Origin of the sequence: Xanthomonas fragariae, assembly GCF_900183975.1 — a bacterium.
In the GTDB taxonomy this organism is placed as follows: domain Bacteria; phylum Pseudomonadota; class Gammaproteobacteria; order Xanthomonadales; family Xanthomonadaceae; genus Xanthomonas; species Xanthomonas fragariae.
This window is the reverse complement of record NZ_LT853882.1, coordinates 3,084,379-3,111,120: the sequence shown is the minus strand read 5'-3', so window position 1 is coordinate 3,111,120 and position 26,742 is coordinate 3,084,379. Positions and strand designations below refer to the sequence as shown.

23 protein-coding genes, 1 tRNA gene and 1 pseudogene are annotated in these 26,742 nt (G+C 56.4%); 19 read left to right on the top strand and 6 right to left on the bottom strand.

The genetic code is table 11. From position 1 onward, the window contains the following. The first annotated feature begins 171 nt into the window (after positions 1-171). The 6 genes from PD885_RS14425 (at position 172) to PD885_RS14400 (ending at position 6,767) form a co-directional block, all read left to right on the top strand. Positions 172-1,956, top strand: coding sequence for an autotransporter domain-containing esterase (locus PD885_RS14425; RefSeq protein WP_002811432.1), 1,785 nt, complete (start codon positions 172-174; stop codon positions 1,954-1,956). A 119-nt stretch (positions 1,957-2,075) separates the two neighbouring features. After that, a tRNA-Gly gene (locus PD885_RS14420) sits at positions 2,076-2,149 on the top strand. 240 nt (positions 2,150-2,389) lie between these two features. Then, positions 2,390-4,270, top strand: a complete 1,881-nt coding sequence (locus PD885_RS14415; protein WP_172404515.1) for a tyrosine-type recombinase/integrase — start codon at positions 2,390-2,392, stop codon at positions 4,268-4,270. A 184-nt stretch (positions 4,271-4,454) separates the two neighbouring features. Continuing rightward, positions 4,455-4,907, top strand: coding sequence for a hypothetical protein (locus PD885_RS14410; RefSeq protein ID WP_002811427.1), 453 nt, complete (start codon positions 4,455-4,457; stop codon positions 4,905-4,907). Then, positions 4,894-5,700 (top strand): IS5 family transposase, encoded by an 807-nt coding sequence (locus PD885_RS14405; protein WP_002801519.1) that lies wholly within the window; start codon positions 4,894-4,896, stop codon positions 5,698-5,700. The genes PD885_RS14410 and PD885_RS14405 overlap by 14 nt, the downstream gene beginning before the upstream one ends. Positions 5,701-5,765: 65 nt before the next feature. After that, the gene (locus PD885_RS14400; RefSeq protein WP_002811424.1) at positions 5,766-6,767 is read left to right on the top strand and encodes an XVIPCD domain-containing protein; all 1,002 of its coding nucleotides are present in this window, start codon (positions 5,766-5,768) and stop codon (positions 6,765-6,767) included. Between the two features lie 102 nt (positions 6,768-6,869). Here the strand turns inward: PD885_RS14400 and PD885_RS14395 are convergent, their stop codons facing one another. After that, on the bottom strand, positions 6,870-7,487 hold the full coding sequence (locus tag PD885_RS14395; protein WP_231892716.1) for a LysR substrate-binding domain-containing protein: 618 nt from the start codon (positions 7,485-7,487) through the stop codon (positions 6,870-6,872). A 102-nt stretch (positions 7,488-7,589) separates the two neighbouring features. Between PD885_RS14395 and PD885_RS14390 the strand changes: the two genes are divergently transcribed. Next, the gene (locus tag PD885_RS14390; protein ID WP_039434960.1) at positions 7,590-7,883 is read left to right on the top strand and encodes a helix-turn-helix domain-containing protein; all 294 of its coding nucleotides are present in this window, start codon (positions 7,590-7,592) and stop codon (positions 7,881-7,883) included. A 27-nt stretch (positions 7,884-7,910) separates the two neighbouring features. On the opposite strand, the gene PD885_RS14385 is transcribed toward PD885_RS14390, so the two are convergent. The 3 genes from PD885_RS14385 to PD885_RS14375 all read right to left on the bottom strand — a co-directional run bounded on the left by PD885_RS14385 (position 7,911) and on the right by PD885_RS14375 (position 11,212). After that, complete coding sequence (locus tag PD885_RS14385; RefSeq protein ID WP_231892749.1) at positions 7,911-8,333, bottom strand: LysR substrate-binding domain-containing protein; 423 nt, start codon at positions 8,331-8,333, stop codon at positions 7,911-7,913. A 63-nt stretch (positions 8,334-8,396) separates the two neighbouring features. Continuing rightward, positions 8,397-9,203, bottom strand: a complete 807-nt coding sequence (locus PD885_RS14380; RefSeq protein ID WP_002801519.1) for an IS5 family transposase — start codon at positions 9,201-9,203, stop codon at positions 8,397-8,399. Further along, positions 9,200-11,212 carry a DEAD/DEAH box helicase family protein gene (locus PD885_RS14375; RefSeq protein ID WP_231895753.1) on the bottom strand — a complete coding sequence of 671 codons (2,013 nt, stop codon included), beginning with the start codon at positions 11,210-11,212 and terminating at the stop codon, positions 9,200-9,202. The genes PD885_RS14380 and PD885_RS14375 overlap by 4 nt, the downstream gene beginning before the upstream one ends. Positions 11,213-12,393: 1,181 nt before the next feature. Here PD885_RS14375 and PD885_RS14365 point away from each other — a divergent pair. Further along, on the top strand, positions 12,394-13,941 hold the full coding sequence (locus PD885_RS14365; RefSeq protein ID WP_088056956.1) for an MASE1 domain-containing protein: 1,548 nt from the start codon (positions 12,394-12,396) through the stop codon (positions 13,939-13,941). Positions 13,942-14,928: 987 nt separating this feature from the next. On the opposite strand, the gene PD885_RS14360 is transcribed toward PD885_RS14365, so the two are convergent. Then, positions 14,929-15,727 (bottom strand): IS5 family transposase gene (locus PD885_RS14360; protein ID WP_088056955.1). Its coding sequence is split into 2 segments (ribosomal slippage): positions 14,929-15,457 and positions 15,456-15,727, totalling 801 coding nucleotides; the frame shifts between segments, so codons are not numbered across the junction. A gap of 71 nt (positions 15,728-15,798) precedes the next feature. Between PD885_RS14360 and PD885_RS14355 the strand changes: the two genes are divergently transcribed. The 10 genes and pseudogenes from PD885_RS14355 (at position 15,799) to PD885_RS14320 (ending at position 23,268) form a co-directional block, all read left to right on the top strand. Beyond that, positions 15,799-16,470, top strand: coding sequence for a hypothetical protein (locus PD885_RS14355; protein WP_231895752.1), 672 nt, complete (start codon positions 15,799-15,801; stop codon positions 16,468-16,470). A gap of 31 nt (positions 16,471-16,501) precedes the next feature. Further along, positions 16,502-17,635: a TrbL/VirB6 family protein gene (locus PD885_RS14350; RefSeq protein ID WP_088056954.1), complete on the top strand. Its 1,134-nt coding sequence runs from the start codon at positions 16,502-16,504 to the stop codon at positions 17,633-17,635. Between the two features lie 17 nt (positions 17,636-17,652). Next, the gene (locus PD885_RS14345) at positions 17,653-18,201 is read left to right on the top strand and encodes a DUF4189 domain-containing protein (RefSeq protein ID WP_088056953.1); all 549 of its coding nucleotides are present in this window, start codon (positions 17,653-17,655) and stop codon (positions 18,199-18,201) included. A 377-nt stretch (positions 18,202-18,578) separates the two neighbouring features. Next, positions 18,579-19,109: a hypothetical protein gene (locus PD885_RS14340; RefSeq protein WP_088056952.1), complete on the top strand. Its 531-nt coding sequence runs from the start codon at positions 18,579-18,581 to the stop codon at positions 19,107-19,109. A gap of 65 nt (positions 19,110-19,174) precedes the next feature. Further along, entirely contained in the window at positions 19,175-19,765 is a 591-nt protein-coding gene (locus PD885_RS14335) for a hypothetical protein (protein WP_088056951.1), read from the top strand. Next, a complete protein-coding gene (locus tag PD885_RS14330; protein ID WP_088056950.1) occupies positions 19,762-21,138 on the top strand; it encodes a Tle-like phospholipase domain-containing protein in 1,377 nt (458 codons plus the stop codon). The genes PD885_RS14335 and PD885_RS14330 overlap by 4 nt, the downstream gene beginning before the upstream one ends. A 144-nt stretch (positions 21,139-21,282) precedes the next feature. After that, positions 21,283-21,453 (top strand): annotated as a pseudogene (locus PD885_RS22120) (type IV secretion system protein); the annotation flags it as partial. Between the two features lie 178 nt (positions 21,454-21,631). Continuing rightward, positions 21,632-22,144 carry a DUF4189 domain-containing protein gene (locus tag PD885_RS14325; protein WP_088056949.1) on the top strand — a complete coding sequence of 171 codons (513 nt, stop codon included), beginning with the start codon at positions 21,632-21,634 and terminating at the stop codon, positions 22,142-22,144. Then, positions 22,131-22,475 (top strand): hypothetical protein, encoded by a 345-nt coding sequence (locus tag PD885_RS20890; protein ID WP_145954106.1) that lies wholly within the window; start codon positions 22,131-22,133, stop codon positions 22,473-22,475. The genes PD885_RS14325 and PD885_RS20890 overlap by 14 nt, the downstream gene beginning before the upstream one ends. Then, entirely contained in the window at positions 22,462-23,268 is an 807-nt protein-coding gene (locus PD885_RS14320; RefSeq protein ID WP_002801519.1) for an IS5 family transposase, read from the top strand. Before PD885_RS20890 ends, PD885_RS14320 begins: the two co-directional genes overlap by 14 nt. Positions 23,269-23,395: 127 nt before the next feature. On the opposite strand, the gene mobH is transcribed toward PD885_RS14320, so the two are convergent. Beyond that, entirely contained in the window at positions 23,396-25,318 is a 1,923-nt protein-coding gene (mobH, locus tag PD885_RS14315; protein ID WP_088056948.1) for a MobH family relaxase, read from the bottom strand. 381 nt (positions 25,319-25,699) lie between these two features. Here mobH and PD885_RS14310 point away from each other — a divergent pair, with 381 nt between their 5' ends. Continuing rightward, a complete protein-coding gene (locus tag PD885_RS14310) occupies positions 25,700-26,722 on the top strand; it encodes a GGDEF domain-containing protein (RefSeq protein ID WP_040762874.1) in 1,023 nt (340 codons plus the stop codon). Positions 26,723-26,742 lie beyond the last annotated feature (20 nt).

The window sequence follows — 26,742 nt, the reverse complement described above, 5'->3', positions numbered from 1 at the left end:
GTGCCGCTACGGAGCGCGTTTTTGCGTTACGCGGCAATGCAGCGTAAGCGCGGGCGGCGCCGGTGAAACCACGTGCCATTTGTTGGCGTACGTGTGCGGGTCCGGGTCAGTTCCACTCCATCTTGAGTAGGCATTTCCATGGCTTCAACCCTTCGTCCGATTCGTTCCCTGATGGCGGTGACCATTGCCCTGGCGGCCAGCCCGGCCATGGCCGCGTCTGCATTCGACCAGACCGTGTTCTTCGGTGACAGCCTCACCGACAGCGGTTATTACAGCCCGCTACTGCCGGCCGCCTCGCGCGCGGTCACTGGCAAGTTCACGACTAACCCAGGCTGGGTCTGGGCCGAGTATGTGGCCGACCACTTCGGCACCAATGCCGCGCCCAACGGCAATGGCCAGACCGGCGACAACTACGCTGCCGGCGGTGCCCGCATCCAGGCCGGTTCGACCAGCCAACTCGGCGCTGCGCCCTCGGTGACCAGCCAGATCAACACCTATTTGACCGCCAACGGTGGCCAGGCCAACCCGAACGCGCTCTATACCGTGTGGGGCGGCGCCAACGACCTGCTGGCTGCCGCTGCAGCACCGGCGCAGGCACAGACCATCATCGGCAACGCGGTCGCCGCACAGGTCGGTGCGGTCGGTGCCTTGCAGGCTGCCGGCGCGCGTTACGTCATGGTGCCGACCATTCCGGACGTGGGCATCGCCCCGCGCTTCCGTGCCGGCGGTGCCGCCGCCATGGCACAGGGCACTTCCGCCGCGACCGCCTACAACACCGCACTGTTCAACGGCCTGCGTTCGGCCGGCCTGCGGGTGATTCCGGTCGACACCTTCCACATCCTGCAGGAAGTGGCGGCCAGCCCGGGCACCTACGGCTTCAGCAACGTCACCAGCACCGCGTGCAATCCGGCCGTGGCACTACCGGCATGTAACCCGACTAGCCTGGTCGCTGCCGATGCAGCGACCACGTATGTGTTTTCCGACGGTGTCCACCCGACCACCGCCGCCCACCAGATCCTGGGCCAGTACGCCATCTCGCTGCTGGAAGCGCCGCGTTTGCAGCAGCTGCTAACGCATTCCGCACAAGCCGGCGGTCGTGCGCGCGCCGACCAGGTGGCGTGGCATCTCGACGGCAAGCCGGGCGCCGATGGCCTGCGTTGGTGGGGCAGCGTGCGTGGCGACATGCAGCGCTACGCCCACGCCGATCTGTACGACGGCATGGCGCCGGCCGGTCTGTTCGGTGTGGATTGGAGCGCCGGTAACCTAGTGTTCGGCGGCTTTACCGGCTTCGGTCGCATGGACGCCGACTTCGGCAACCGCAACGGCAGCTTCAAGCAGGACGACACCACCCTGGGTGGCTTTTTCGGCTGGTATACCGGCCCGGTCTGGGTCAACGCACAGGTCAGCTACAGCTGGCTGAGCTACGACGTCGACCGCGAAGTGCAGCTCGGGCAGGCAACGCGCGTGCACAGCGGCTCACCGGACGGCAGCAACCTCACCGCTGCGGTCAACGCCGGTTATTCGCTGGGCGAAGGCAACGTCAAGTACGGCCCGATGGTCGGCTTGACCTGGCAGAAGCTCAAGCTCGATGGCTACACCGAGAGCAACCAAAGCTCCACCGCACTGGGTTACGCAGATCAAGACATCGACTCGTTGGTCGGCCGTATCGGGTTCCAGGTGCGTCTGGACGGTGCGCCGGTCAAGCCGTATCTGCAGGCCACCTACGACCATGAGTTCAAGGATGGCGTGGAGGCCGGCGCCCGGCTGCAGTCGATTCCGGAGGTCGGCATGTACACCGTTCCGGGCCAGAACTTTGATCGCAACTACGCGACCGTCGTGCTTGGTGCTCGCACCGGCCTGTGGGGCCTGCAGAGCAACGTCGGCCTGAGCACTACCACCGCCCAGCGCAGCGCCCGCGACGCCACCTTGTTCGTGAACTTCAGCGGCAACTTCTGAAGCACGCGACGCACAGGCACATGGCACTTACGCAAGACACCAGGGCCGGGCAACCGGCCCTGGTCACGTCTGCGCATTGCGTCCGACACCTGCACCCGAATAAACTCCGCCAACGCCGCGCGGGCGTAGCTCAATGGTAGAGCTGTAGCTTCCCAAGCTACTGACGAGGGTTCGATTCCCTTCGCCCGCTCCACTTCAACTTTCCACTGACGTCCACCCAGCGCCAAGGAACGTTGTAAGTGACTGATCTGGTTCTGAATTACCCCTCTTCTTCAGTCCAGTGACGTCCAGCGAAATCTACTGACTACCGGTACAAATCGGTACGTTTTGCGGTACAAAATGCGGTGAACACCCGTTCCGCATTGTTGCTGGAAGAGCAGGCCACCTGAGAACAAACATCGCATCCAACTCGCAACATCAGGAGTTGGTACGCATGCTCACAGATATGGTCGTCCGGCAAGCCAAGGCTTCCGACAAGCCCTACACCCTCGCAGACTTCGATGGTTTGTTCCTCTACGTTTCCCCTGTTGGCGGCAAAGCCTGGCACTTCCGCTATACCTGGGTTGGACAACGTGCCCGGATTTCGCTTGGCAGCTATCCCGAACTCTCTCTGCGCGAGGCGCGCGAATTTCGTGACCAGGCGCGTGCCCTCGTCGCCAAGGGCATCAACCCGCGCATCGACCGAAAGCAAAAACGCCAGGCCATCCGGTTGGCTGGCGAAAACACCTTCATGGCGGTCTACGAAAAGTGGATGGAACACCGGCAACTGACCCTCGAAGAAGGTCGTCAGAGTTCGCTGGAACAGATCCGCCGCGTGTTCAAAAAAGATGTATTCCCCTACCTCAAACGCTACACCATCTACGAGATCACCCGTCCAGTGCTACTGGAGGTGATCGGCCGGATCGAGAAACGCGAGTCACTGTCCGTCGCCGAAAAGGTGCGCACCTGGCTCAAGCAACTCGCCGACTACGCCATGGTGGTCATTCCGGGCATGGTCGAGCACCCCGCCATCGATCTACACGTGGTCGCTGTGCCGTTGCCGCCCGTTGAGCACAACCCACTCCTGCGTATGCCCGAGCTACCCCTGTTTCTGCAGACACTTCGCAAGTACCGCGGCATGCAGATGACCCAATTGGCCATTCGCCTGTTGCTGCTGACGGGTGTACGCACAGGCGAACTACGTTTGGCCACGCCGGACCAATTCGATCTGGAACAGGGTTTGTGGATCATCCCGGTGATGTCGCTCAAGCAGCGCAAGATGCTGACCAAAAAGAAGCGCAAGCGCGTAACTGACATCCCGCCCTACATCGTGCCGCTGCCTGTGCAAGCCATCGAGATCGTGCGGCACATGCTCGACCTGTTCAAACCAGCGCAGACCTACCTTTTCCCGGGCGTGAAGCGAATCACTGCCCGCATGAGCGAAAACACGGTCAACCGTGCGATCAAGCGGCTGGGCTATGACGGTCGTCTCACCGGTCACGGCATCAGGGCGACGATTTCAACAGCACTCAATGAATTGGGCTATCCAAAGGTATGGGTCGACGCGCAACTCTCACATGCTGACCCCAATCGCATCAGCGCCACCTACAACCATGCCGAGTACGTTGAACAGCGTCGGCTAATGATGCAGGACTGGGCTGATCGGCTAGATCTGTTCGAGCAAAATCAGGTGCAGATTGCCAGCACGCACCTCACCATCCACCTTCAGGGCGTTCCCACGATTGCCGGCCAGAAGGTCACGCCGCTGCCGGCGTTGGGCCAACACGCTCCCATCATGCTGGTAGCACCCAATGAGCAAACGATGCCAGCAGTCGGCGCCGGGACTCAGAGGCTCTCTGCAATACAAATGCCGGAATACGCTCTACCGAAGATCTCTGAGGTCCAGCGAGAGCGATTGGAGGTATTGGACATTTTTGAAGGGCCCGACAACCTGGTCGTCGCGGACTATGCCAAGCTTGCGGGCAAATCACGGCGGTGGATTACTTACGAGATCCAGGCTCGCAACCTGCTTTCAATTCAGTTAGGCAACAAGGGGCAGCGGGTCCCGGTGTGGCAACTCAACATGTTCAAGCGCCGCTTGGTGCAGGCGGTACTCAAGCGTCTGCACCGTGGCGTTGATACATGGGATATCTACTACGCCTTGACGCGACCTCGCGAGGAACTTGATGGCATGTCGCCTATTGAGGCGCTCACATCGGACAATCAGCAAGCGATGGTTGAGGCAGTTTGCCAGGCCGTATCTGAAGCAACGACGCCAGTCGTTGAGAAGCGAGTCCCCATAAATAGGATTGCCGAATGCATGTCTGAATTTTGAGGCGGGGATGAACGCCGAGCAAGGCGAATGGAGCTTCAAAAGTCATGTCTAAGTGCGAGGCCCCAAGTGCTCCTCTAATGGGTAGTCAAACCGACAAGCCTTACTGTTCCACTTACACTGGTGTTCCGTCACTCTCGCAGCATCGTCTAAGTGTGACGCGTTAAGCGCTTATCAGGAGAGCCACATGAAACCTCGGCTGAAAGTTTTCACTATCATGAGCTTGGCGATCTCCTCGCTGGGAGGATGCAACGCGTTCCTAGTCACCGGGAAGATCCCAACAGCTTCCGATCACTTGATGATTCCTCACGACATGACAAACCAACGTCTGTTTGACTGCGCCGAACTCAGCATCAGCCAACTCTCTGCAACCGATAGTTCTTGGAGAGAGGTCACGCATAGGGACAGCACTAATGGAGTACTTGAATCCGGAACCTTTGACGATAAGAACCGCACTGGATTCCGCATGCGCATCGAACGTGCGCAAGGAGCGAACCAGGCGGATATAACGCTGAGAGGTGGCGGTCCCTACTTTATTGACCTAGGGGTGGCACAGGCGATGAACAACCTCAAGAGCTTGCTAGAGCGTGTTATGAACTTTGCCCTTGTCACGCTAACATATACGGATGAAGCCTCGTAAGCCTTATTCCACCGATATTTCCGACGAAGAATGGGCCTTTGCGGCTCCCTATTTGACGCTGATGGACGTGCAGGCACCGCAGCGCAAGTATGAGCTACGCGCGATGTTCAACGCACTGCGGTGGATCGCGCGCGCCGGCGCACCATGGCGATTGCTTCCCAACGATTTTCCGCCCTGGGAAGCGGTGTATCAGCAAACACAGCGCTGGCTGCAAGCGGGCTGCTTTGAGGCCATGGTCAGTGATCTGCGCTCACTCTTGCGTGTGGCGCAAGGGAAAAAAGGCCAGCCGAGCGCGGTCATTTTCGATGCTCGCACGCTGCAGTCCACCTGCGAAAGCGGGCCGCGTGCTGGATACGATGGCTATAAACGCAAGAAAGGCAGCAAGGTACACATGGCCGTCGATACGCTTGGACATCTGCTCGCTGTCCAGGTGACGCCGGCTAATGAGCAGGAGCGCGCGCAAGTCCGATCGTTGGCACAAGAGGTACAACACGTGACCGGTGAAACGGTCAAGATCGCCTTTGTTGATCAGGGCTACACCGGTCAAGAACCGGCGCAGGCGGCCACGGAAGAAGGCATTGAGTTGCACGTGATCAAGCTGCAAGAAGCGAAAAAAGGCTTTGTGTTGCTGCCGCGCCGTTGGGTTGTCGAGCGCAGCTTCGGATGGGCCAATCGTTTCAGACGGCTGGCACGCGACTACGAGCGATTGCCGGAAACCTTGGCCGGTTTGCACTTCGTCGTCTTCACGATCCTGATGCTTGGAAATGCAGCCACCCTCTTTCAAAGTTCATAACACGCTCTAGACTCGTGCGTCTCTAGCAGGTAGCAATAGCAAAGCATTCATGGATTGAACAGAGCATGCCGAAATATACGATTGAAGCAAGATCACTCAATGTTCTTGGTGTAGCTGGACACGATTTCTGGGTTTTGCGCGATGAGAAGGGCAAAGCTCTATCTGAGTTACACGGCTTGGCCACTGATCGACAAACCGGCGAAGCACTTACAATAGGTACTGACGAGGCTAGGCATTCCCTTCGTGCTTGGAACCTTGCGCTCGATGGTGGCTATGCAGCCTCAGTTGGCACCGACGTGAGTCGAAGCACCTTCATTGAGGATAACCAGCAATCACGCACAGTCGCCATCGGCGATAAGGATGAGATCCTGGCGCGTTGGAACACTGCAATTAAAGCGATGCCAGAACTCAATGCACTGAATCTGAACTATCCCAAGTATGGCTTCAAGGTCTTTGGTGACACCGTTAATAGCAATTCCGCTTTCCGAACCTTTGGCGAATTGATGAGTTTACCGGTAGAGGGTTTCCCTGGCAGGGTCGAGCCGGGCCTTGGCAACCGTATGCTGTCAGAGGAACGTATAGAGGAACTGCGCTACCGCGAGCAACCAGCCCAGAACCGGGAGCTAGAGCGCACCCCGGGCAACTATCCAACACGCCAGGGTCATTCGGATCACGCTTTGATGCAGCAGATACGCGAGAAGGTCGAAGGACTAAACAGTTCCGGCCACTTGCATGCTGCAGACAATGACCGCATTAGCGCCAGCGTGTATGCGCTCGCCAAGCAAAACAACTTCAGTAGCGTTGACGAAATCGCATTGAGCAAGCAGACCAATGCCGCAGCGCCCGGCGAAAAAATCTTCATTCTGCAGGGCGCTTCAGACAACCCTGCAACCCTGCGCGCATACATGCTGACTCAGGAGGCGATACAGACGCCAGTTGAGCAATCTTTCGATAAGGTGCGAAAACTGCAAAGCAGTGAGTCGGTAACGGAGCGGGCGCAGCAGCAGTCTCCGCACCAGATTCCGGAGCAAGAAGCTCGGCAGCGGCCGACTGTGCCCTCTCTGTAGCCTCTTTTTTGCCGATAGCAGCGATGCACGACAACGCCATAAAAGGTCTATCAAAATCCCACTCCAGTTTTCACCTGAAATGCTTGTTTTCCGTGGATATCGCTACCCGTGAAGCTCGCTCGACAAACCTATCAACTGCAGGTGAGAGAGCATTAGCAGATCGAAAAAGACAGGTGTAACCCAACGAGGAGTGCCGAGGATCTGGCGCATGACGATACCTCGATTACGGGCACTGACTATGTAGCTCTGCGGCGCAATACCGATGCCATAGCCAGCCGCAACGAGTACCGTTAGCAGATCGAAGGATGTGACTGCAATACGGCATAGATGGGCGCTTCGATCATCCGTTTCTGCCTCCGTATCAAGCCCTTCAACACAAGGATCCGGATGCCAACAAATCAATGGGTAACTGAGTGTTACCTGTAATGAAATAGCACGCTTTGCGAGCAGTGGGGAACGAGCGGGCAAAGCGATGGCTAATTGGTCGCGCCACAGTGGCAGGACGGCTAGGGCATCGGTGTCTACGGGCCAACCGATGCCTAGATCGAAGGCTCCTCCAAGAATGCTAGTCGTGAGTACGTCCTGGGTGACCTCTTGCAACAGCACAGATGTTTCAGGCTCTTCTGTTCGCTGAAGCGCAAGGAGATCAGCCAACTCTGGGGACAGCACTGCTGGAGCGGCGGCAACTCTGATCATTCGCGAGCAACAATTCTGGTTCATGGTCTGCCCCTCCGGACTATGTAAGGGAAAAGTCACCAAACATCATACAAAGAGTTAAGTTTAACGTGGTTTAGTTAAGCTTAATGCGTAACGCTTTTGCCAATGCAGAAGCGCACAATGAAACCAGGACGCCCAGTGGGCGCCACCACCTATGAAGCTGAGCCGGCGATTGCGTTCGGGAAGGCTGTACGTGCCGCACGGATTGCGCGCGACATATCTCAAGAAGAGCTGGCGACCCTCGCCGGCATTGAGCGCTCTCACATGGGAAAGATCGAGCGGGGGCAACACATGCCTACATTGGCGTTGATTTTGCGGGTATCCATCGCATTGAACGACAGTGCAGCCAACCTGATGACTGCTACTGAAAGCATTCTGTACGCTGACTCAGAAGGGTGAAGTGTTCGATTTGATTGCAGCGATTATCTAATTTCTATCTTTCAAACGTGTTGTGAAGCGATCCACAGAGATTGAAGGCGCAGCACTGGCAGCTTTCAGCATGTACGTCGTAATCACCGCTGATTGATTTGCCAATGGGCGGATGACGATATCTGAATGCTTGCACGGTTCCAGCTTCGCGCCAGATGCGAGGCCAATCCCGTAACCAGCCGCAACGAGAGCTAGCATAACGTCGAGCGAAGCTGCGCGCTCGATGACGTTCGGCTTCTCATCCAAGCCTCGCAACAGCTTTGTAAAGGCCTTATCGTAGCCCTCATAGGCTTGGTGGTTCCACATGATCAATGGGGTGCGGAGAAGTTCTTCGATAGGCACTTCTTTGAAAGCGAGTAGCGGATGACGGGCTGGTATCACTGCAACCATTCGTGCATGCCAAATGGGTTCAGCAACAATGCCATCGCCAACCTCTTCTGTGTGTGTGAACCCAATGGTGAAGTCTCCCGACCTTAGAGCGTGTTATGAACTTTGAAAGAGGGTGGCTGCATTTCCAAGCATCAGGATCGTGAAGACGACGAAGTGCAAACCGGCCAAGGTTTCCGGCAATCGCTCGTAGTCGCGTGCCAGCCGTCTGAAACGATTGGCCCATCCGAAGCTGCGCTCGACAACCCAACGGCGCGGCAGCAAGACAAAGCCTTTTTTCGCTTCTTGCAGCTTGATCACGTGCAACTCAATGCCTTCTTCCGTGGCCGCCTGCGCCGGTTCTTGACCGGTGTAGCCCTGATCAACAAAGGCGATCTTGACCGTTTCACCGGTCACGTGTTGTACCTCTTGTGCCAACGATCGGACTTGCGCGCGCTCCTGCTCATTAGCCGGCGTCACCTGGACAGCGAGCAGATGTCCAAGCGTATCGACGGCCATGTGTACCTTGCTGCCTTTCTTGCGTTTATAGCCATCGTATCCAGCACGCGGCCCGCTTTCGCAGGTGGACTGCAGCGTGCGAGCATCGAAAATGACCGCGCTCGGCTGGCCTTTTTTCCCTTGCGCCACACGCAAGAGTGAGCGCAGATCACTGACCATGGCCTCAAAGCAGCCCGCTTGCAGCCAGCGCTGTGTTTGCTGATACACCGCTTCCCAGGGCGGAAAATCGTTGGGAAGCAATCGCCATGGTGCGCCGGCGCGCGCGATCCACCGCAGTGCGTTGAACATCGCGCGTAGCTCATACTTGCGCTGCGGTGCCTGCACGTCCATCAGCGTCAAATAGGGAGCCGCAAAGGCCCATTCTTCGTCGGAAATATCGGTGGAATAAGGCTTACGAGGCTTCATCCGTATACGTTAGCGTGACAAGGGCAAAGTTCATAACACGCTCTAGTGAGACGCGTGATCCTCGCGAACTCAGCCTTAGCGATGTCATGCTGGCTTTCTAGCAGTTCCCGAGCGGTGCTCCATTCGCGTCGAGCATTTCCGAGACTGAATAAATTTGACCAGAAACCGGGCTTTTTTGGCAGCTTCTCAAGCGCGTCAATACACTTCTTGAGCGCCATATTGGCGGGGCCACCTTCCTCGTTATCCAAGCGCGAGAGTTTATTTGCTACCTCAATCAGTGACTGTTCTAATACCCGGAGTTTTTCGGATTCCTCGGCAATCGTCTTCCTGATTTTGAGGATGGCCAGAATCAGCTCACGAATTCGACTGGCGTCATTGCATGCTTTGCGTTCTTCCGCCTTGACCGCCTCGTAGTCAGACACAGCTTGTTGCCACAACGCTTGACGTTGCTCCGAGGAGCGGACTGCATTCGCCTCAGCACTCACTTTGAGCCAGCCCCGAAACCCCTTCGGGCCCTTCTCTTTCTCGGGTGGAGCATCTTCGCTCTGGTTCTCGCTGTCGTCAGCGTTTTCCTTCTCGGCAGAGTGAGCCGTAAAGAGTGCTTCCACAATGTTGTCGACTTCCTCATCAGGCTCGACCTCAGTCTCCTCTTCTACCTCCGCAGCAGCCTTGTCTTTGCTGCCAAACGGGAGCTGACCATCGAAGTAACGATCTACGAATTTGTTGCGTCGTTCCTTGCTCCCCAATGCACCAGAAATCAATCCCCACGCAGGTTTGCCCGAGACTAACTCCCCCAGCTCGGCGAAGAACTCTGCTTCTGGCAACCAGCTTTCATCAATCTTGTCTCGCTGAGGCAGTTCCAACGTCACATTTTCTACAGCACCGTTGTTGGATGAAGCGACCACGATTTCGAAGCCGTACAGTGCAGGGTTGAGCTTGTAACTGTATTGCTGCTTACCACCATCGTTGGCAGCTTCGCGTCCGTCGCTTGCGAATGCATCTGATGCGCGACGTAGCTTGGCAAGCGTATCGGCGCGGCTGGTAATAATCGCTGCGATCAGGTCGCGCAACAGCGTTGTCTTGCCCGTACCAGGTGGGCCGTTGACGCCAAGCAACCCTTGACCATCGGCGAGGGTAGACTGGATTGTATTGACGGCGAGCTGTTGGGAATGTACCAGGCCCAAATGGTGTTCTGTAGGCCAACAGCTACTGGCATATGCATCCGGCATCGGTCGTCCCATCAATGGCAGCGACGCACGCTGATCGTCCATATGCAGGCGAGGCTTTGGATCGTGATGACGCAGGTACTGATCCAGTGGTTCGCTTTTCACCCCTCTGGAGATCGCATCGGCGACATCTGCAAGATCGTCCAGCAAAAAGCTGTTCAGCGGATCGTCTTCCGACTCGTGCTTGTCGGGATTGATTGGTTGTGAGCGAAAGCGAAAACGATGGTGGTCCATCTCACCAAAAAAGTCTCCCAACCCCAGGAACTGGAGGGTCCAGTGAGTCAGTTCGCGCAAGCCTTCGCTTGATACTTCCCCCTCGAACAGAGTGTTAGCGCGCTCTCTGAGGGTCTTTTGGTCGGTCTCGAACCCTCTGGTCCAATCTTTGCCAGTCAACACCCGCCCAAGAAACCACGCTTCGCTTGAAAGCACATAACTGTCATCGACCAGTCGGCCTCCCATTGTAAATTTTGCCGCAAACATGGCTGACTCGCGAAACTTGGGCTCTTGGTAACCCTGATCGGCGCCGAACATCGCATCCAGCTTCTCGGCAACGAGACGACTGTCATAAAGATGAGCATAGAGCGTGTGGCTCCATATGCGCTTCTTGGGCAGGTCCTGTTTACTGACAACACTTTCCGGGGTCCACGGAAGTAGCGGGCGCTGAATTAGAGTGTCATGGATAAAAGGTTGGTATCGATTGCTGCGTTTTTCCAGCTTGGGTGCTGATTGCGGTTGCAACAACTCGACCGCATGCCAGTACCGGACGATGCTTTCTTGATCCATCAAACTGACTTCCCCTAGAGCGTGTTATGAACTTTGCCCTTGCCACTCTAACGTATACGGATGAAGCCTCGTAATGCTTATCCGACCGACATTTCCGAAGAATATTAGACCTTTGCTGCGCCGTATTTGACACTGATGGATGCGCAGGCGACACAGCGTCAGTACGCGCTACGCGCGATGTTCATCGCACTGCGCTGGATCGCACGGGCCGGCGCACCGTCGTGATTGCTTCCCAACGATTTCCGCCTTGGGATGCGGTGTTTCAGCAAACCCAAGGTTGGCTGCAGAGTGCGCTTTCCTGCGGGCGAACACACAAAGGTTGCGGGTTCACTTCCCACTGGCCGATGCGTAGGAACCCAATCGCATAGAAGGGCAATGCGCGATCCACCTGGCGAACAGGGGCGTGGTGGTATTCCTGGAAAGTCTCAGAAGCATGTTTCTGAGTCAGCGGGCGATGCGCCCGTCAAGGCCTATAGCCCCACTTCGCGATGATGGCTTCCAAGATGGCTTGATTCGGTGCAGTCGCGCCTGGACATGTCGTCAGATACACCCGGCGTGCCGCCGCCGTGGCCGGCGGGTTGAAGGCAGGGCTCCATACCTGGATGGCGTGGAAGGTTGCGATCGGCGCTGCACATTCAGGAGACGGAGTGCCGAAGCCGGACATGCTGGACATGCAAAGAAAGACCGAGCAAGGATCAGGCGCCTGGGCGCGAGCTGGGGCGCTCAGGCCAAGGCCTAAAGTCGCAGCCAGTGCGAAAGTGGCGGCAGTCGTGCGTGGCTTCATGATAAATACCTCCCTGGTAGTGGTTGAAATGACGTGCTCGCTCAGATGTGGTGAATGATGGCACGCTTTGACTTTGGCCGGGACTCCGTGCCTGGCGGCAGAGCGCTCTCCCAACTTGACAGGGTGCCGTCCTCGTCACCGATGAACACTGCTCGTCGCGTGACTAAGCCGAATTGCGTTCCAAGGCTCCCGCCAACTCCCCGCTCCCCGCCACGGCCTCTGTCCATCTGATCAAGCTGAGGGGGGGCAAGGACGTCCATGTTTTTGCAGCAGGCTCCCCACATACCTGACGCGCATCTGTGGCGTACCCGTTTCACTGGGCTGTAGTCTGGTCACCGACACCGTTACGGCTCCCGCTCAGGTATGCTCTGGCGTCGTCAAAACTCAAGGTATTCCCATGGAAGGGCTGAAAAGTGTGACGCAGGGCTTGTTAACCGCTACGGCCTACTGTCTGGCGTTTCAACTGTCTTGGCACTGCTCACTGGATCAGTGGTACCTGCCAGCTGGCCTTCGGATCGCAGCGTTGCTGCTCGCCCCTTCTCGCTTGCTACCTTGGATACTGATGGGCGATGTCGCGGCGTTGCTCATGATTAGGGTTCCCGCGATCAGCAGTGTCGGTGTCAATCCTACCTGGGCCTACGCAAGCCCCTGGATCCTGGTCCCGGCCATTGCTCTGGTCCCTATCGCTATTCGGGCAAGGTATGGGGCAATACATCGCGCAGGAGCGTCACTGATCCCGATGCTTCTGGTCACGGCAGTCTGGGGCGCGCTCTGCACTCTGGGGACCAACATCATGCTCGATGGACCTTCGTCGGCAATCAGCGGCGTCAAGTTCGCCCGTTTCGCTGTAGGTGACTACCTCGGAATGTTGATGGTGGTCCTGCCGGTGCTTCTATGGATGCGCCGCCACGACGAAGAGACGCCCAGCCGCCTGACGCCTCATTGCGCACTGGCGGTTCTGGCGACGGCATTGATCTTTGCATTAGCAACACTGCCGCAAAGCAATGTTGCACGGTTGGGCTTAATGTCGTTGCTGATCGTTCCTGCCGTTCTACTCACCTGGCTGCATGGCTGGCGGGGCGCGGCCATTGGCGTTGTGCTGGCGAATACCGCTCTGGCATTTTCACTGGGAAATACGGGTGTGCTGGGGGCCTATGACTCAATAGGCTTTGTTGTGCAGGTGATGCTCGCAACAACGGCGACGGGACTATTCGTGCTGGGCGCGCGTATCTCCAGCACCCTTGCCGAAGTGCGCCTGCGTCTGCGAGGCGAGCAACAGGCATTGGATACGGCAAAACTGAGCTACCTATGGGCTGAGCGGGAATTGCGCGAGCACGTGATCGAGTACGTCGACATCGAGGTACAGATGAACCGACTACGCCGCGACATCGAAAGTCATCTCAAGTCACGCGGACAACATGAAGCCGCTATGCGGATGATTCGCACGGGCTCTATCCAATCGAAGATGCTGCACGAGTACATCAATGCTTTGTACCCGCTGGAGATCGAGACGCATGGGCTCTATCACGTTTTCCGTTCGCCAGGCTTCGCCAGTTCCAGTCACACAGAAATCCACCCAGTCATGCTTCGCGGCAATCCCATGCAATTGTCTGTTGGGCTGCAGCTTGCCGTCTACAGATGCACCCAGCAGGCGATTGCCTGTCTGCCTCCAGCAAGGCGTCATACCATCAAGGCCAGAGTCGGAAAACTGCGCGGGCTCCAGGGCATCGCTGTATGTATTTACGGGGATAAGCCACAGATCAAGCCTGCCAGTCGGACCGCTCTTGAGAACACAGCAGAGTTGTCCAGCAGGGTGCGCTCGTATGGTGGCACCTGCCGGCGCCACCATACGGGCAAGATCAGCTTCTTTGTTTCCGAACCAACAGGGACACGATCAATTTTTAGGTACGATGAGCTAGCTGTTACCACGCGGGAGTGTCTGTAGCAGCACCGTCATACCGTCTCCTTCATATACGACTGTACCGCTCGGGCGTGAACCCGCCGCCAGGATCGTGGTGCGGTCTGCATCGATACCAACCGGCATGACCCAACGGGTACCGTCGATCCATCCGATTGCAGTTCGGACATCGCCACTAGGGCCATTGACTTGCAGATAGCGGATCCCATCTCGCTCGAACGCATACACGTGCAAGGTGCTGACAGCCGAGAGATCAGTCGCAGAGGGACGACTGGCCCCCAGCCCTGTTGTTGCTGCAGCGGGGCTATGACCGACATCCGGACAGCACGCCGCCGCACTGTATGACAGTGCAAGTCCTAGCAGTCCCACTGCCACTTTTGCCGTACGTTGGAAGTTACGCATCACATGTCCTTTCCCTCGAAGAGGGAGTGCTCGCCTGCGGTCCAGGCAGCTGCGACGGTACGCGATCCAGAGCTTTCCTCGGTTGACAGATATCGTGCGGACTCGACCGGGCACGCCATTGTAGAGGGTGGGGAATTGCCGTTCCCGGACGTCAGATTTTTCCTACCCAGGCAACCTTGTCCCTTGAGGTGGCGGCCGCTAGGCAATGAGATGACCATCTGGAGGGGGAGCAGGTGGTGGCAATCTGCCTTAACCTATGCCAGAGTTCGACCCAACCTGCCTCAATAGCACATAAGGATAATGACTCTAGCAGGCGCTCACCTCCGCACCCCCGGCGGCGTCTTTCTCGTCGCTGTGCCTGTGTCTGAACAAAATTCTCTCGCTTCATGATTGCGTTACGCGCTTGACTCCCCACCACCTACCTGGGCTGCCTATGGCCTTCCGGGCTGTGCCCTCTATATCCCTCATTTTGCTATCCCCGCCATCCATCTGCACCCAACAAGACCGACGAGTCCCGCCATGAATGACCGCTCACGCCGCTCACGCCGCTCACGCCTTTCATTTTCACGTCTCGCCGCAGGCTTGTTGCTTGCGGCCGGTCTTAGAGCCTGTTCACGATCTTTTGAGTAGAAGCGCCAAGAAGGCCAGATGGATGAACTGCAAGCTGGTGTTGAGTTTGCGCTCGCAGTTCTTCCACAGCCTTCGGTTTTTCTCCAGCCAGGCAAAACTGCGCTCGACGATCCAGCGCTTGGGCATGACCTTGAAGGTGTGCAGTTCGCTGCGCTTGGCAATCTGCACCGTGAGCTGCTCGCCTAGAATCTCTCGCACGCCTTCGGCAAACGGTACTCCGGTGTAACCACTGTCGCACAGCAGGCTTTGTACATGCGTCAAGTTTGACTGACAGCGCTCCAGCGCCCGCAGCGCACCTTTGCGGTCGGTCACCTCCGCCGTCGTCACCGCGATGGCATGGGGCAACCCCTGGGTATCAACAGCGATATGCCGCTTGATGCCCGACACCTTTTTGCCCGCGTCATATCCCTTTTGCCCGGCTGTGTCCGTGTTCTTGACGCTCTGCGCGTCCACGATCAAGAACCTGCTGAAGATGTTGCGCTCCTGTTTCTGGCGGGCCACGCCAACCTGATTTTTTGAGCGCCCGCTCCAGCAGGCTCACTCCTTCATCGTCGCACTCGCTCCACTTGGCAAAGTACGCGTGCACGGTCCGCCACTTCGGAAAGTCGCTGGGTAGCGCTCGCCATTGGCAACCGGTTCGCAGCACGTACAACACTGCGCACCACACCTCATACATATCCACTCGGCGTGGCTTGGTGCGCTTGAGCGCTTGTTCCAGGATCGGGAGGATGTGTTCGAAACGCTCCCGGCTCATGTCGCTCGGATAGGTTTTTTGTCGCATCCGCAGAGTCTGCACCAATCAGGAAAGATCGTGAACAGGTTCTTAGTGTTGGGCCCGCGAATGCAGTGGGAGTGATTGTCAATGACCCAACGTCGATGGCGAAGGCCTTACAGGAGTACGCAGAGCAGGCTAAGCGATGGACCGAGACTCTCAAGCAGTATCAGCAGCAACTGGATCACTATCAGCAGCAGCTCATCAAGCTTCAGCGGTTGAACCTAGGGACGTCCACCATGGCTGACAACTTTGCCGAACGTCCAGAAGACTATGGCCTGGAAGACGACTGTCCGGGTGCCCCAAAGACTGGCCTCTCAGGGGTGCTGCAGCAATTCAAGTCACTCGCCCCCAACATGAACGGCAAAATGGTGGAGGAGCAAATGAAGGTCTGCACACGCATGGTGCTGGCCAAAAATGCCAAGTACAACCAGTCGGTACGCATGATCAAGCGCCTTATAGAACGCAACAACCAGTTTAAAGCGATTGAGGCGCAGCGCGACAAAGGTGGCACCAGCCAAGGAGCGCTTGCTGCCAACGATAACGAAGTTCAGCGCTTCGTAGCACAAAACGCCATGGACTTGGACTACTGGCAGGCCCAGATGACGGCTTATGACAGCTACATCGCCGGGCTTCAGGAAGATCAGTCGCGAATGGCCAGAAAAGCGCTGGATGGCGACCAAAATAGCTGGCTCAAACCGCTGGGACAGCTCGTGCAGGCCGCAACGCTGAAAGCCGCGTTATCCAATTGATCGCTACACCACGACAGACAGGCAGAAGGTAATGGACGCAATTCTCCACGGAGCGATGAACTGGTTGCAGCCTTTGGCGGATATCGGCCTCGGTGAGTTCGTTTTCTTCAAACTGGTCAACGACTACTTCAGCAATGAGATTCAAGAGTTCGGCTTGGAGTTGATGAGCCGCGCTATGAGGTGGGTCAGTACGATCGCTTTGACAGTGACCACTCTGTGGGTGCTGATTCTGGGCTATCGCATCGCAACCGGGCAGTCGCGTGAAAGTGCAATGGCGACCATGATCAAGGCCGGCAAGGTCGCGATCATCATCAGCCTTGCTTCAGCTGTCGGGGTCAACGGCGCAATGCTGCACCAGACCATGACCCAAAACCTGGACAAAGAGATCCATGGCCTGTTCACGGGTGATGAAGACAGCACCGCCTCAGATGCGATCGACGAAAATCTTGCCTACACGCAGGTGGCCCTGACCGCGTTGGATGCGGTGCGCGTCGACGCCACCGATCCGGAGGCACTGGAGAAGAAAGGCCGCGCTGTCTTGATGGCGGGCTTCGGCACCGCCAGCCCACCGATGGCAGCTGGGGCTATGCTGCTGTTGTTCAAGTTCACCATGGCGTTCCTGATCGGCATCGGGCCAATCTTCATCCTTGCACTGATCTTCGACCAGACCAAAGACCTGTTCAAGAAGTGGTTGTTCTACGTGATCGGCACGCTGTTCTCGATGGCAATGCTGTCGGTGGTCACGGCGATGGTGCTGAAATTCACAGCAAAAGTAGCTGCGGCCTACTGGGCTGCGCAACTCATCACGTTGGGCAATGCAGAAGGACTGTCTAGCCAAGCCCTGCAGCAGGGCGGTATCGGATTGATCATGACCGGGCTGATCATCAGCGTGCCAACGTTGGCGGCTGCAATTTGGCAGGGTAATATGAGTAGCTTCATGCATTTCTCTGCATTTGGTGGAGGTGCAGCATCGACACCTGGACCGCAGGGGCAGCCCGCAGGGTCTTACATGCCGCAACAGGCTGCTAAAGATACTTCGGTTACACCGCCCTCATCTCTTGGTTCAGCGGGTCAGCGGATTTCCGGCACTCCGCAAGCCCCTCCCCCTCAAGAGGGTAGTGGTTCTAGAGGTATAGCTAATCAGGGCGATAGCCGACTGACTTGAGTTGAAGAGAGGTATTTATGAAATTTGGCTGGGCATTGATTTTCTCCGCCTTGTGCGCTGCTAGTAATGCTAAGGCGGAGCAAGGCTGTCCGCCGGGCCAGATTCCTGCGACGGCAAACGGCAGTATTACCTCCTGCGGTCCAATTCCCTCCGGCTATTACGAGCAGCAGGATTCTGCTGCTCCTCGACCGAGTGGTAAGTGGATAAAAACGTGGGGAGCTATAGCAATGGGGTCTATCGACTCTATTTTTAGCTACGGCGTAACTACTGGCAAGCTCTCGAAATCCGAGGCTGAAAAGGACGCACTCAATCGTTGCGCCTCCCATGGCGAAAAAGACTGCAAGATTGGGCTTGCTTATAAAAATCAATGTGCTGCTATCGCTGAGCCAAAAGTTAACGGGAAGCCATTTTCAACTGGCCTTTCAAATTTTGTGGGTGCTGGGACCACTGAAGAAGCAAGTAATGTCGCTTTAGAAAGGTGCAAAACTGACAATAGGCCTACGCCGGGAGTAGAGTGCAAGATTATTTATGAAGCATGCTCGGAGCCTATTTTCAAAGCTTATTGATAATTCCATGCTTATAAAAAGAAAAAGTCATGAAAAGGCGTGGACTGTTCGCGGCGTTTTCGCTATACGCCATTTCTATCCCTTCGCTAGCTCAGAACGGCGGCCTCTATGATTCATTTCATATTACAACAACTACCCATTGTACCTTTTGCACATCCGGTGTTCCTACGGATTGCTGGTTGCCGGTAAACACTGCGACCGGAACCTATGTTGTGACCTCTCCCAAATGCTTCAACCCCGTCTCGGCATAGATATTTGCACGCGTTTGCCCGTAAGCGCTTCCTACAGGCATCCCTCAAAGCTCGTCCCGCCCCCCTGGCCACGTTCGCCGTTAGTTCATTCGCCGTTAGTTCAATAGAGCTCTTAGGAGCGATGTAATGGATAGCGTGTTTCCCTCCCAAAACGCACATTGGTACCGGTCACCCAAGGGCGTTCGGCGCATGTTGACCATCCTGCTGATGTCAACCTTACTGACCGCAAGTTTGGTTGTCCTGGCCTATCGAACTTCATTCACGGTCCTGCTGGATCTTGCACAGTATGCAGCCTCCATCTGTGCTTTATTGCATTTCGCTATAGTTGCAATGCTGCTGGGTCTCATTGCAGGTGCTTTGACAGTTTGGAAAAAGCTGCAAGCAGAGGGAAAACATACCGAAGAACTAAAACAGCTGCGTCAGGTTATTGTCAGCGCGACTGCAATGACGCTACTAATGCTCATGCTTGCAGTAGCAGCAGCTTGCATTCCCTTGGTGATGGATGTAATGAGGGAGATTCCAGAGTTCGGTATAGTCTTCGCGATCATGCTCATTGCCTTGTTGATACATCGCGTCAACATCAACCGCATCTGTGGACGACTTGCGAACTCCATGACAGCCGCGCAACGTTCTGCAAAGCGCACGATGGCCGCATGAAAAGGAAGCTAGGAATTAAAATTGCTAGCTCTCTTGTCTTGGTTTTCTTAGCAGGATGCAACCCAATGAATACTGACTCTGAAAGACACGACACCGACGCGACCACCACCGACGGCGATCCGGTCTACCGCAAGAACCCGCATCCGACACAGGCGTACCGGATCACGATGACCATCGAGGATGCGCCGGGGCCGTTTGAGTGGGTATCGGGAACTGCGTTCTATGAGATGACGAATCGCGATGCGTGCACACCCATTGATCGCTCATTGGGCATGTCCACAAAGCAGAAAGAAGATGGGATTCCCATCAATTTCGAAAAGGTCAACGACACCACATACGTGGCGAAGATTTATGCCGATGGCATGATCAATGCTGACTACTACGGCAAGGGGATGTGCAGCTTTGAACTCAATGGAGTTGGCATCTCGCTGAAAGCAACCGGTAAGCACGAAGATACGCGCTTTCAGCCAGCGCTATTTAAGAGTGAAATTTATAGCTCAGTCCCAAAAATTACTTACTTTTGGAAAGGACGCTATCCGAAAGAAGATATCGATAACTTCCCCGATGGCGGCCGCCTTGCTATCGATCAATTCAACGATAATGCTCGCAACAACATCTTCAAAGTCACCCTGACTACTGAAAAGGTGATCCCATGAGTCTTACGAGCCAGCAGTACGCCGCACTTTCGAGAGATTCATACGACAAACCAAACGAAGTCGGAGTGGACAGCGACCCTGTAGACATCGGTGGAGTCTTTTATAAGCGTCTTGAGTACCGTGAAAGCCCCTCAGGCTATCAAGGCGTCATCTACCAACGTGTCGATACGAACGAGCTCATCGTCGCCCATCGTGGGACCGAGACTGAGCGTGAGCTCAAGCAGGATGGTGTCTACACCGATGGCGGCATGGTCGCAGCACGTCACAACCGCCAGGCCGCCGAAGCAATTGAGTTGACCAGACATGCGTTGGTCTATGCACAAAAAATCGGTAAGGACGGCGAAGCTCCCGACGTTACCGTCACCGGCCACTCCCTCGGCGGCAACCTGGCCCAGGTCACCGCCCACCACTTCGGGCTTAAGGGCGAGACCTTCAATGCCTTCGGCGCGGTCAGCCTGGACCGGCGGGTTCCCGAGGGCGGCACTGATGTCATCAATCATGTGATGGCCGGCGATGCGGTCAGTGCTGCCAGCAAGCATTACGGCCAAGTCAGGCTCTACGCTACCCAGCAGGAGATTGCCACGCTGGAAAAGGCAGGTTACGCCAATGACCGCAGTCTTTTGGACGCTCGCAATCCAGCTGTCGTCAAACCACTCGCCGACTCGCACCGCATGCACAACTTCCTGCCGGTGGATGCCAACGACGCACCAGACCGCTCGGTGCTGGAAGACCCCAAGGCGCAGCAGTTAGCCCGTCAATACGCGCCGATGATCGACAAATACCGCGATGACGTGGAAGTGTTGCGTGGTGGCTTAACGCTTGGTGCACGCGGTGGTTATGGCATGGCCGTCGATGCCATCGACCATTTACGCGGCCCCCTGGAAACCGGCGCCGGAACGACAGAGGTGGCGGCGGCACGCTGGCAAGAGGTGCAACAGCACATGCAAAGCGAAAACGCCCCTACGTATGTCGCGCCCGGCTGGAAGATGCCTATGGGCTCATCCGGCAGCGAAGTGGATGCACCGGCAGCGCCGCGTGGTCGGTTCGGTGAGCCTGTATCCGCATCGGTTCCCAATGATCCGCTTTATCACGCCATCCACAGCAAGCTCCCCGCCGGCACCTCGCCGGCCGAGGCCATGCATGCCACGGTCGAAGCCAAGCGTGTGGGTATCCTGAGTGTCCATCAGCTGCCAAGCGTGACCGCGCATCAGGACGCTGTTTGGATCGTCGGTCAAACCCCGGGCTTCCGAGTCAAGGTGGACTTGTCCGAGGGAGTGCCTCCGTTGCAGGAGAGCATCCGTCAATCCCAAGCACTGGATACACAGCGTTCGCAGCCGGACATGACCCAGCCGACACCGACGCGTGTCATGTAGGGCGATGGCCGAGCGGATCGACAACGAGGACTTCAATAAGGAAATCTAGGCCTTCGGCCCGGAGTTGATGAGCCGCGCCATAACCGGGGTGTGCACCATCGCGCTGCTGCTGCTGTTCAAGTTCACCACGGCCCTCCTGGCTGGCAGCAGGGCGGCATCGGACTGATCATGACCGGGTTAATCATCAGCGTGCCAACATTGGCCGCGGCCATTTGGCAAGGTAATATGGAACGCTGATGGCGTATTCAGCATTTGATCGTGGCGGTGCGGCAAGCCCTGGACCACAGGGGCGACCGGCAGAATCGTATATGCCACAGCGGTCATCTAGTTCTACAGATCGGCCTGCTGAGATAGCAAGTGATAAAGCCAGAACAGGATCCCGCTTTGTTCTGAATCTACTCCTTTGCCAGGTTCTCGCGGCAATGCTGGAAGAAATGAAAGCGGGAATGCATTAAATTGCCGGGATTTGGTTTTTTGTAGGGGGCGTGCATATATGAGTTTCAACGGATTTGCATTGTTATTTCTTATGATCGTTGGGTTCCCCGCGATTGCTGAGCAAGGCTGTCCGCCTGGGCAATATCCGATTGGTGGGCAAGGGGTAGCCGCATGTGCGCCGATTCCACAAGAGAATTCCATCCAAGAGCAGCCTCGGCCGCTTGGGAAATGGATTAAAACCTGGGGAGCTGTTGCACTTGATGGCGAGGGTACCGTAGGAGTTGACTACGGGAAACTTTCTAAGCGCGAAGCGCAGAAAGGCGCCATCGCTAGTTGTGTAAAAGCGGGTGGGAAGGAGTGCCGTGATTGGGCTACCTATCACAATCAATGCGCAGCTGTTGCGGAACCCTATAAGGATGGAAAATCTGTTGCTGGGAAGCTGCAGTTCGTAGGAAACGCTGAACTCGAAGAAGCTAAAGCTGACGCAGAAAAGAAGTGCGCCGCAGCCAATAACAACTCATGCCGGGTAATTTATTCCAATTGTACCGAGCAGATTTTTGAAAAATTTTGACATTCATTGGAATGCACTACCACCGGTGGGTATTGAGATGAGATTATGTAATGTCTGCTTATTGCTCCTGCTGAGCATTGCATTTTCAGCAATGGCTGAGCAGGGATGTCCCCCTGGGCAGTACCCCATTGGCGGGCAAGGTGTCGCTGCATGTGCCCCTATTCCACAAGGATCACAAGAAAATCTCGAACAGCAGCAATCACCACGTCCTACAGGCAAATGGATAAAAACTTGGGGGGCTGTGTCGCTTGATAAATCTGATGTGGGAGCTTTAGAGCGTGTTATGAACTTTGCCCTTGTCACGCTAACGTATACGGATGAAGCCTCGTAAGCCTTATTCCACCGATATTTCCGACGAAGAATGGGCCTTTGCGGCTCCCTATTTGACGCTGATGGACGTGCAGGCACCGCAGCGCAAGTATGAGCTACGCGCGATGTTCAACGCACTGCGGTGGATCGCGCGCGCCGGCGCACCATGGCGATTGCTTCCCAACGATTTTCCGCCCTGGGAAGCGGTGTATCAGCAAACACAGCGCTGGCTGCAAGCGGGCTGCTTTGAGGCCATGGTCAGTGATCTGCGCTCACTCTTGCGTGTGGCGCAAGGGAAAAAAGGCCAGCCGAGCGCGGTCATTTTCGATGCTCGCACGCTGCAGTCCACCTGCGAAAGCGGGCCGCGTGCTGGATACGATGGCTATAAACGCAAGAAAGGCAGCAAGGTACACATGGCCGTCGATACGCTTGGACATCTGCTCGCTGTCCAGGTGACGCCGGCTAATGAGCAGGAGCGCGCGCAAGTCCGATCGTTGGCACAAGAGGTACAACACGTGACCGGTGAAACGGTCAAGATCGCCTTTGTTGATCAGGGCTACACCGGTCAAGAACCGGCGCAGGCGGCCACGGAAGAAGGCATTGAGTTGCACGTGATCAAGCTGCAAGAAGCGAAAAAAGGCTTTGTCTTGCTGCCGCGCCGTTGGGTTGTCGAGCGCAGCTTCGGATGGGCCAATCGTTTCAGACGGCTGGCACGCGACTACGAGCGATTGCCGGAAACCTTGGCCGGTTTGCACTTCGTCGTCTTCACGATCCTGATGCTTGGAAATGCAGCCACCCTCTTTCAAAGTTCATAACACGCTCTAAGGAAACTCCGAACAACGCATCCCAGCTGCGCGACACTACCCACCTACGTTGAGGAATGATCCATGCAACTGACGTTTGGTCTGGGCAAGCTCCAGCAGGCCAATGAGGGGTATACCTTCAGGCTTCAAGTGAAGTGGATGCGTCCGTATGGATCGGCGGTTGTGAGTTTCCTTCCCGAAGCGTCAGGTATGGGTTGTTTGGCGGAAGCTCCCCAAATACACCCTGCCAACGCTCAAGCAGGTAGCCGTGGAGCCGCCGCGATTTGCGAGGTCCGGTTACTTCGCACGTCCAAATGTTCAGGCCATTGGCTTGCTTACGGTGTAGATGCAATTTCTCAAATCTTTTTTGCGCCCACTGCCAATCTGCCATCTCTTCACGCTTGGCATAGTCAGCGATTTGAGGATGTTCTTGTGCATAGCGCTGAAATACACCTGGGCTTACCAGATAGACGGCATCCGCCACGATATGCACCAGCGCCTTAGCATCGTTGATGACGAGTCGGCGCGATGCAATCGCCTGCTGCAGCCATGTCACGAAATGATCAGCTGACATTTGAGTTGAGATGCCATTCGACTCATCCCTAGATGGGTGGGCGCTAGTCGATATTGGATTTTCTTTCGCTGTGACGAACTCGCTCCCCTGGAGTGGCTTTCCGGGAGCTTCAGGCTTTCGCTGAAACGAAGAGTTTTCTTGATCATTAGCTTTCGGTGGATCTGGTTCACCAATCATTGCCAGCAGTTCATCCATCATATCCGGCGTGTTTTTCGCTACGGGTTGTGTACTCAAAGAAGGCTTCGATCCCAACGGCGGATTGGCTCGATCATCGGCGGTGTCCTGCATGGCCGAGTCAAGCAAGTCCGGCGCACTCTCGCCGGTTGCCTCGGCACCTTGGCCTGCTTCAACAAGCACCGTCCCCGCGTAGGCGGCCGGCCGCTCACCAGCCTCCCAGATCAGTGCGGGCGAGAGCCGCAGTAACGTAAAGGCATGTGACCAGCCGCTTGAGCTGGTCACCGTTGCACGCCAGATCGCTTTACCGTCCGGTGCGGGCTGGAGCATGCTGTGCTCTTGAAGAACGTTGAACACAGCCGAGTTGCTCGCTGGGATGCCGTCTATGCCTTGCGATAACAGGTGGGCACGCAACTTGTCCGAAACAGTCTTGCTCACCAGCCATAGCGCATCCTCCGTGAGCCAACCATCTGATGCCTCTGGCTGGTTCAGCTTCAGCTGCTCTTTTAGCAGGTAGCGCAGCCCCTCAAGCAGCTTGCGTTGCAATGCGTGTTTTGGTGCGGCCATCACCTTCGCAGGATCTCCACCGAGCTCCTGCGCAACCGATGCGCGATCAGCCTGGACCACCAATTCGCCAAGCATGTCAGCATGCTCATATTGGCCGGACAGCACGTAAAGCAACTGGGACCATAGGGCTGGATAGCTGCTGAGCCAGTCAAGCGCGGCGCTATCGAGTATCCGAGTGTAGAGCAATCCAGTCGCAGCCCCATGCAAGCGATATTCGCGACCCTCTCGATGGCGAAAACGATACGGCTGGTTCAGTGGTCCGTGCCAGGGGTGCCAGATCCTCCCATCCTGCAGCTCTACATGCAGATCGACAGCGACCTTGCCTATGTCATGTAGCAGTGCGGCATACGCAACAGCTGCAGTCCAAGCCTCCGCTTGCGCCGCTTGGTCCTCAGGCGAAGCTCCTGCGGGAAGCAGGTGCGACTGTCGCAGCTTCAACGCGAACGCAACGATTTCAAGGCCATGATCCAGCATGCCTCCCAAGTAGGCGTGGTGATGGCTTTCAGACGCTGGGAATTGCTGCACAAGAGCCGCATAGCGCTCAAGCGGGACTCCATAGAGCGAGCGGAACTGCTTGCGGGATAGAGAGGTACGCTGCCAGATATGTTCCAGAAGCTTCTGGCGTCGAGGTGTAGCCAGCAGTTCCGCTGCCGGCATGGGGTGCAACAGCCCTTTACCAAGCGCACTCTCGGTCACTGCCGCAACAGGTGGCAGGACGGCGGCCTTTCGTTGAAACAATCTGAGCATGCCTACTCCCAGTGATGATGCAGGGCAGGGATGGCCTTTTTCCTTTTCCAGGTAGCCCCATTTCCCTTGGGCACCATTCCCTTAGCACCGCCCTTCTACCCTTCTGCCTTTGGGTTACACCATTTCCGCCGATCACTAGCGAGCATCAATCGGATGTAGGCGCTCCCATTTTGCGCCTTTACCCGGCCTATCGGCTCAAGCACGCTGGCCGCAACCAGACCTCCCAAGACTGGAAGCAGCTAAAGCCATGAAGGCATCAACGCTGCCGAGGCCTGGTCAGCATTGTTTCAATGAGTTAAAAATAACCCATAATGGATAGGCACGGATCAATGCACTGGACTGCAGCGGGCCGATGCCCACGGGCGATACCACGATGCAGATTTGCTACACATCGAGGCCTGGAGCATCAGCAGCAATGCCTCGATGCGCTTGGAGGAAAGGAGCAACATGATGGTTCAGCATGAGGACGAACTACGCACCCCACCAGAGGCGAGCACCCTGCTGCGAGTGCTGAGCGCTCTTCCGTTCGGCATCGCGTGGGCTAGCTTTCCTGATGGAAAAATTCAGTACTGCAATGCGGAATTCGTTCGTCTATTCGGCCACGACGCCAGCCAATTCCGTACAGTCGATAAATTCGTGGACAGCCTCAATCTTCATGAACGGCAGCGCGAAATGGTACGCAAGCGCTGGCTAGACATCGAACGGCATCACTCGGTACATCCCGTTGGGACCGGTGATATGGAGATTGATGTCGTGATCAGCGGAGGGTCAATCCGCACGGTGTTGCACTCGGGTTTGATACTTCACGACGAGAAGCTGGCGGTAGCGATCTTCAAGGACTTTTCTGCTGTGCAGTCCAATCGCCGCCAGCTTTTGGAGCTTATCTATCGAGACGATCTGACTGGTGTTTCCAATCGGCGTGGCCTACGCGAGCGTTGGCATGCGGAGGTCTCCGAAGATCCGCAGCGTCGACTTGCATTCCTCATGCTGGATCTTGATCACTTCAAACCCATCAATGACTCCTATGGGCACGCGGTAGGTGACACCGTGCTTCAGATCATCGCAGAGCGACTGAAAGGGGCTGTGCGAGAGACAGACTTGGTATGCCGCCTCGGTGGCGATGAGTTCGGTATCTTGCTTGTTGCACCAAGTGACTTGTCTCATATCGAGATGGTCTGCAGCCGCATACTGGAGTCGGTGAATACGCCGCTTCTGGTGGACAACCTAAAACTTAGTGTCGGCGTCAGCATTGGCGCCTGCCTCTATCCCGATCAAGCTGCTGATAAGCACGAACTACTGCGGCGCGCTGACCGAGCCCTGTATCAAATCAAAAGGACTGGGGCAAAAGGTTCCTGGCGCTGGTTCACAGGAGAGCAGCCAGTCGAAGGCCTGGCTATTTCTTGAGAGTAATGCAGTCGTCATAC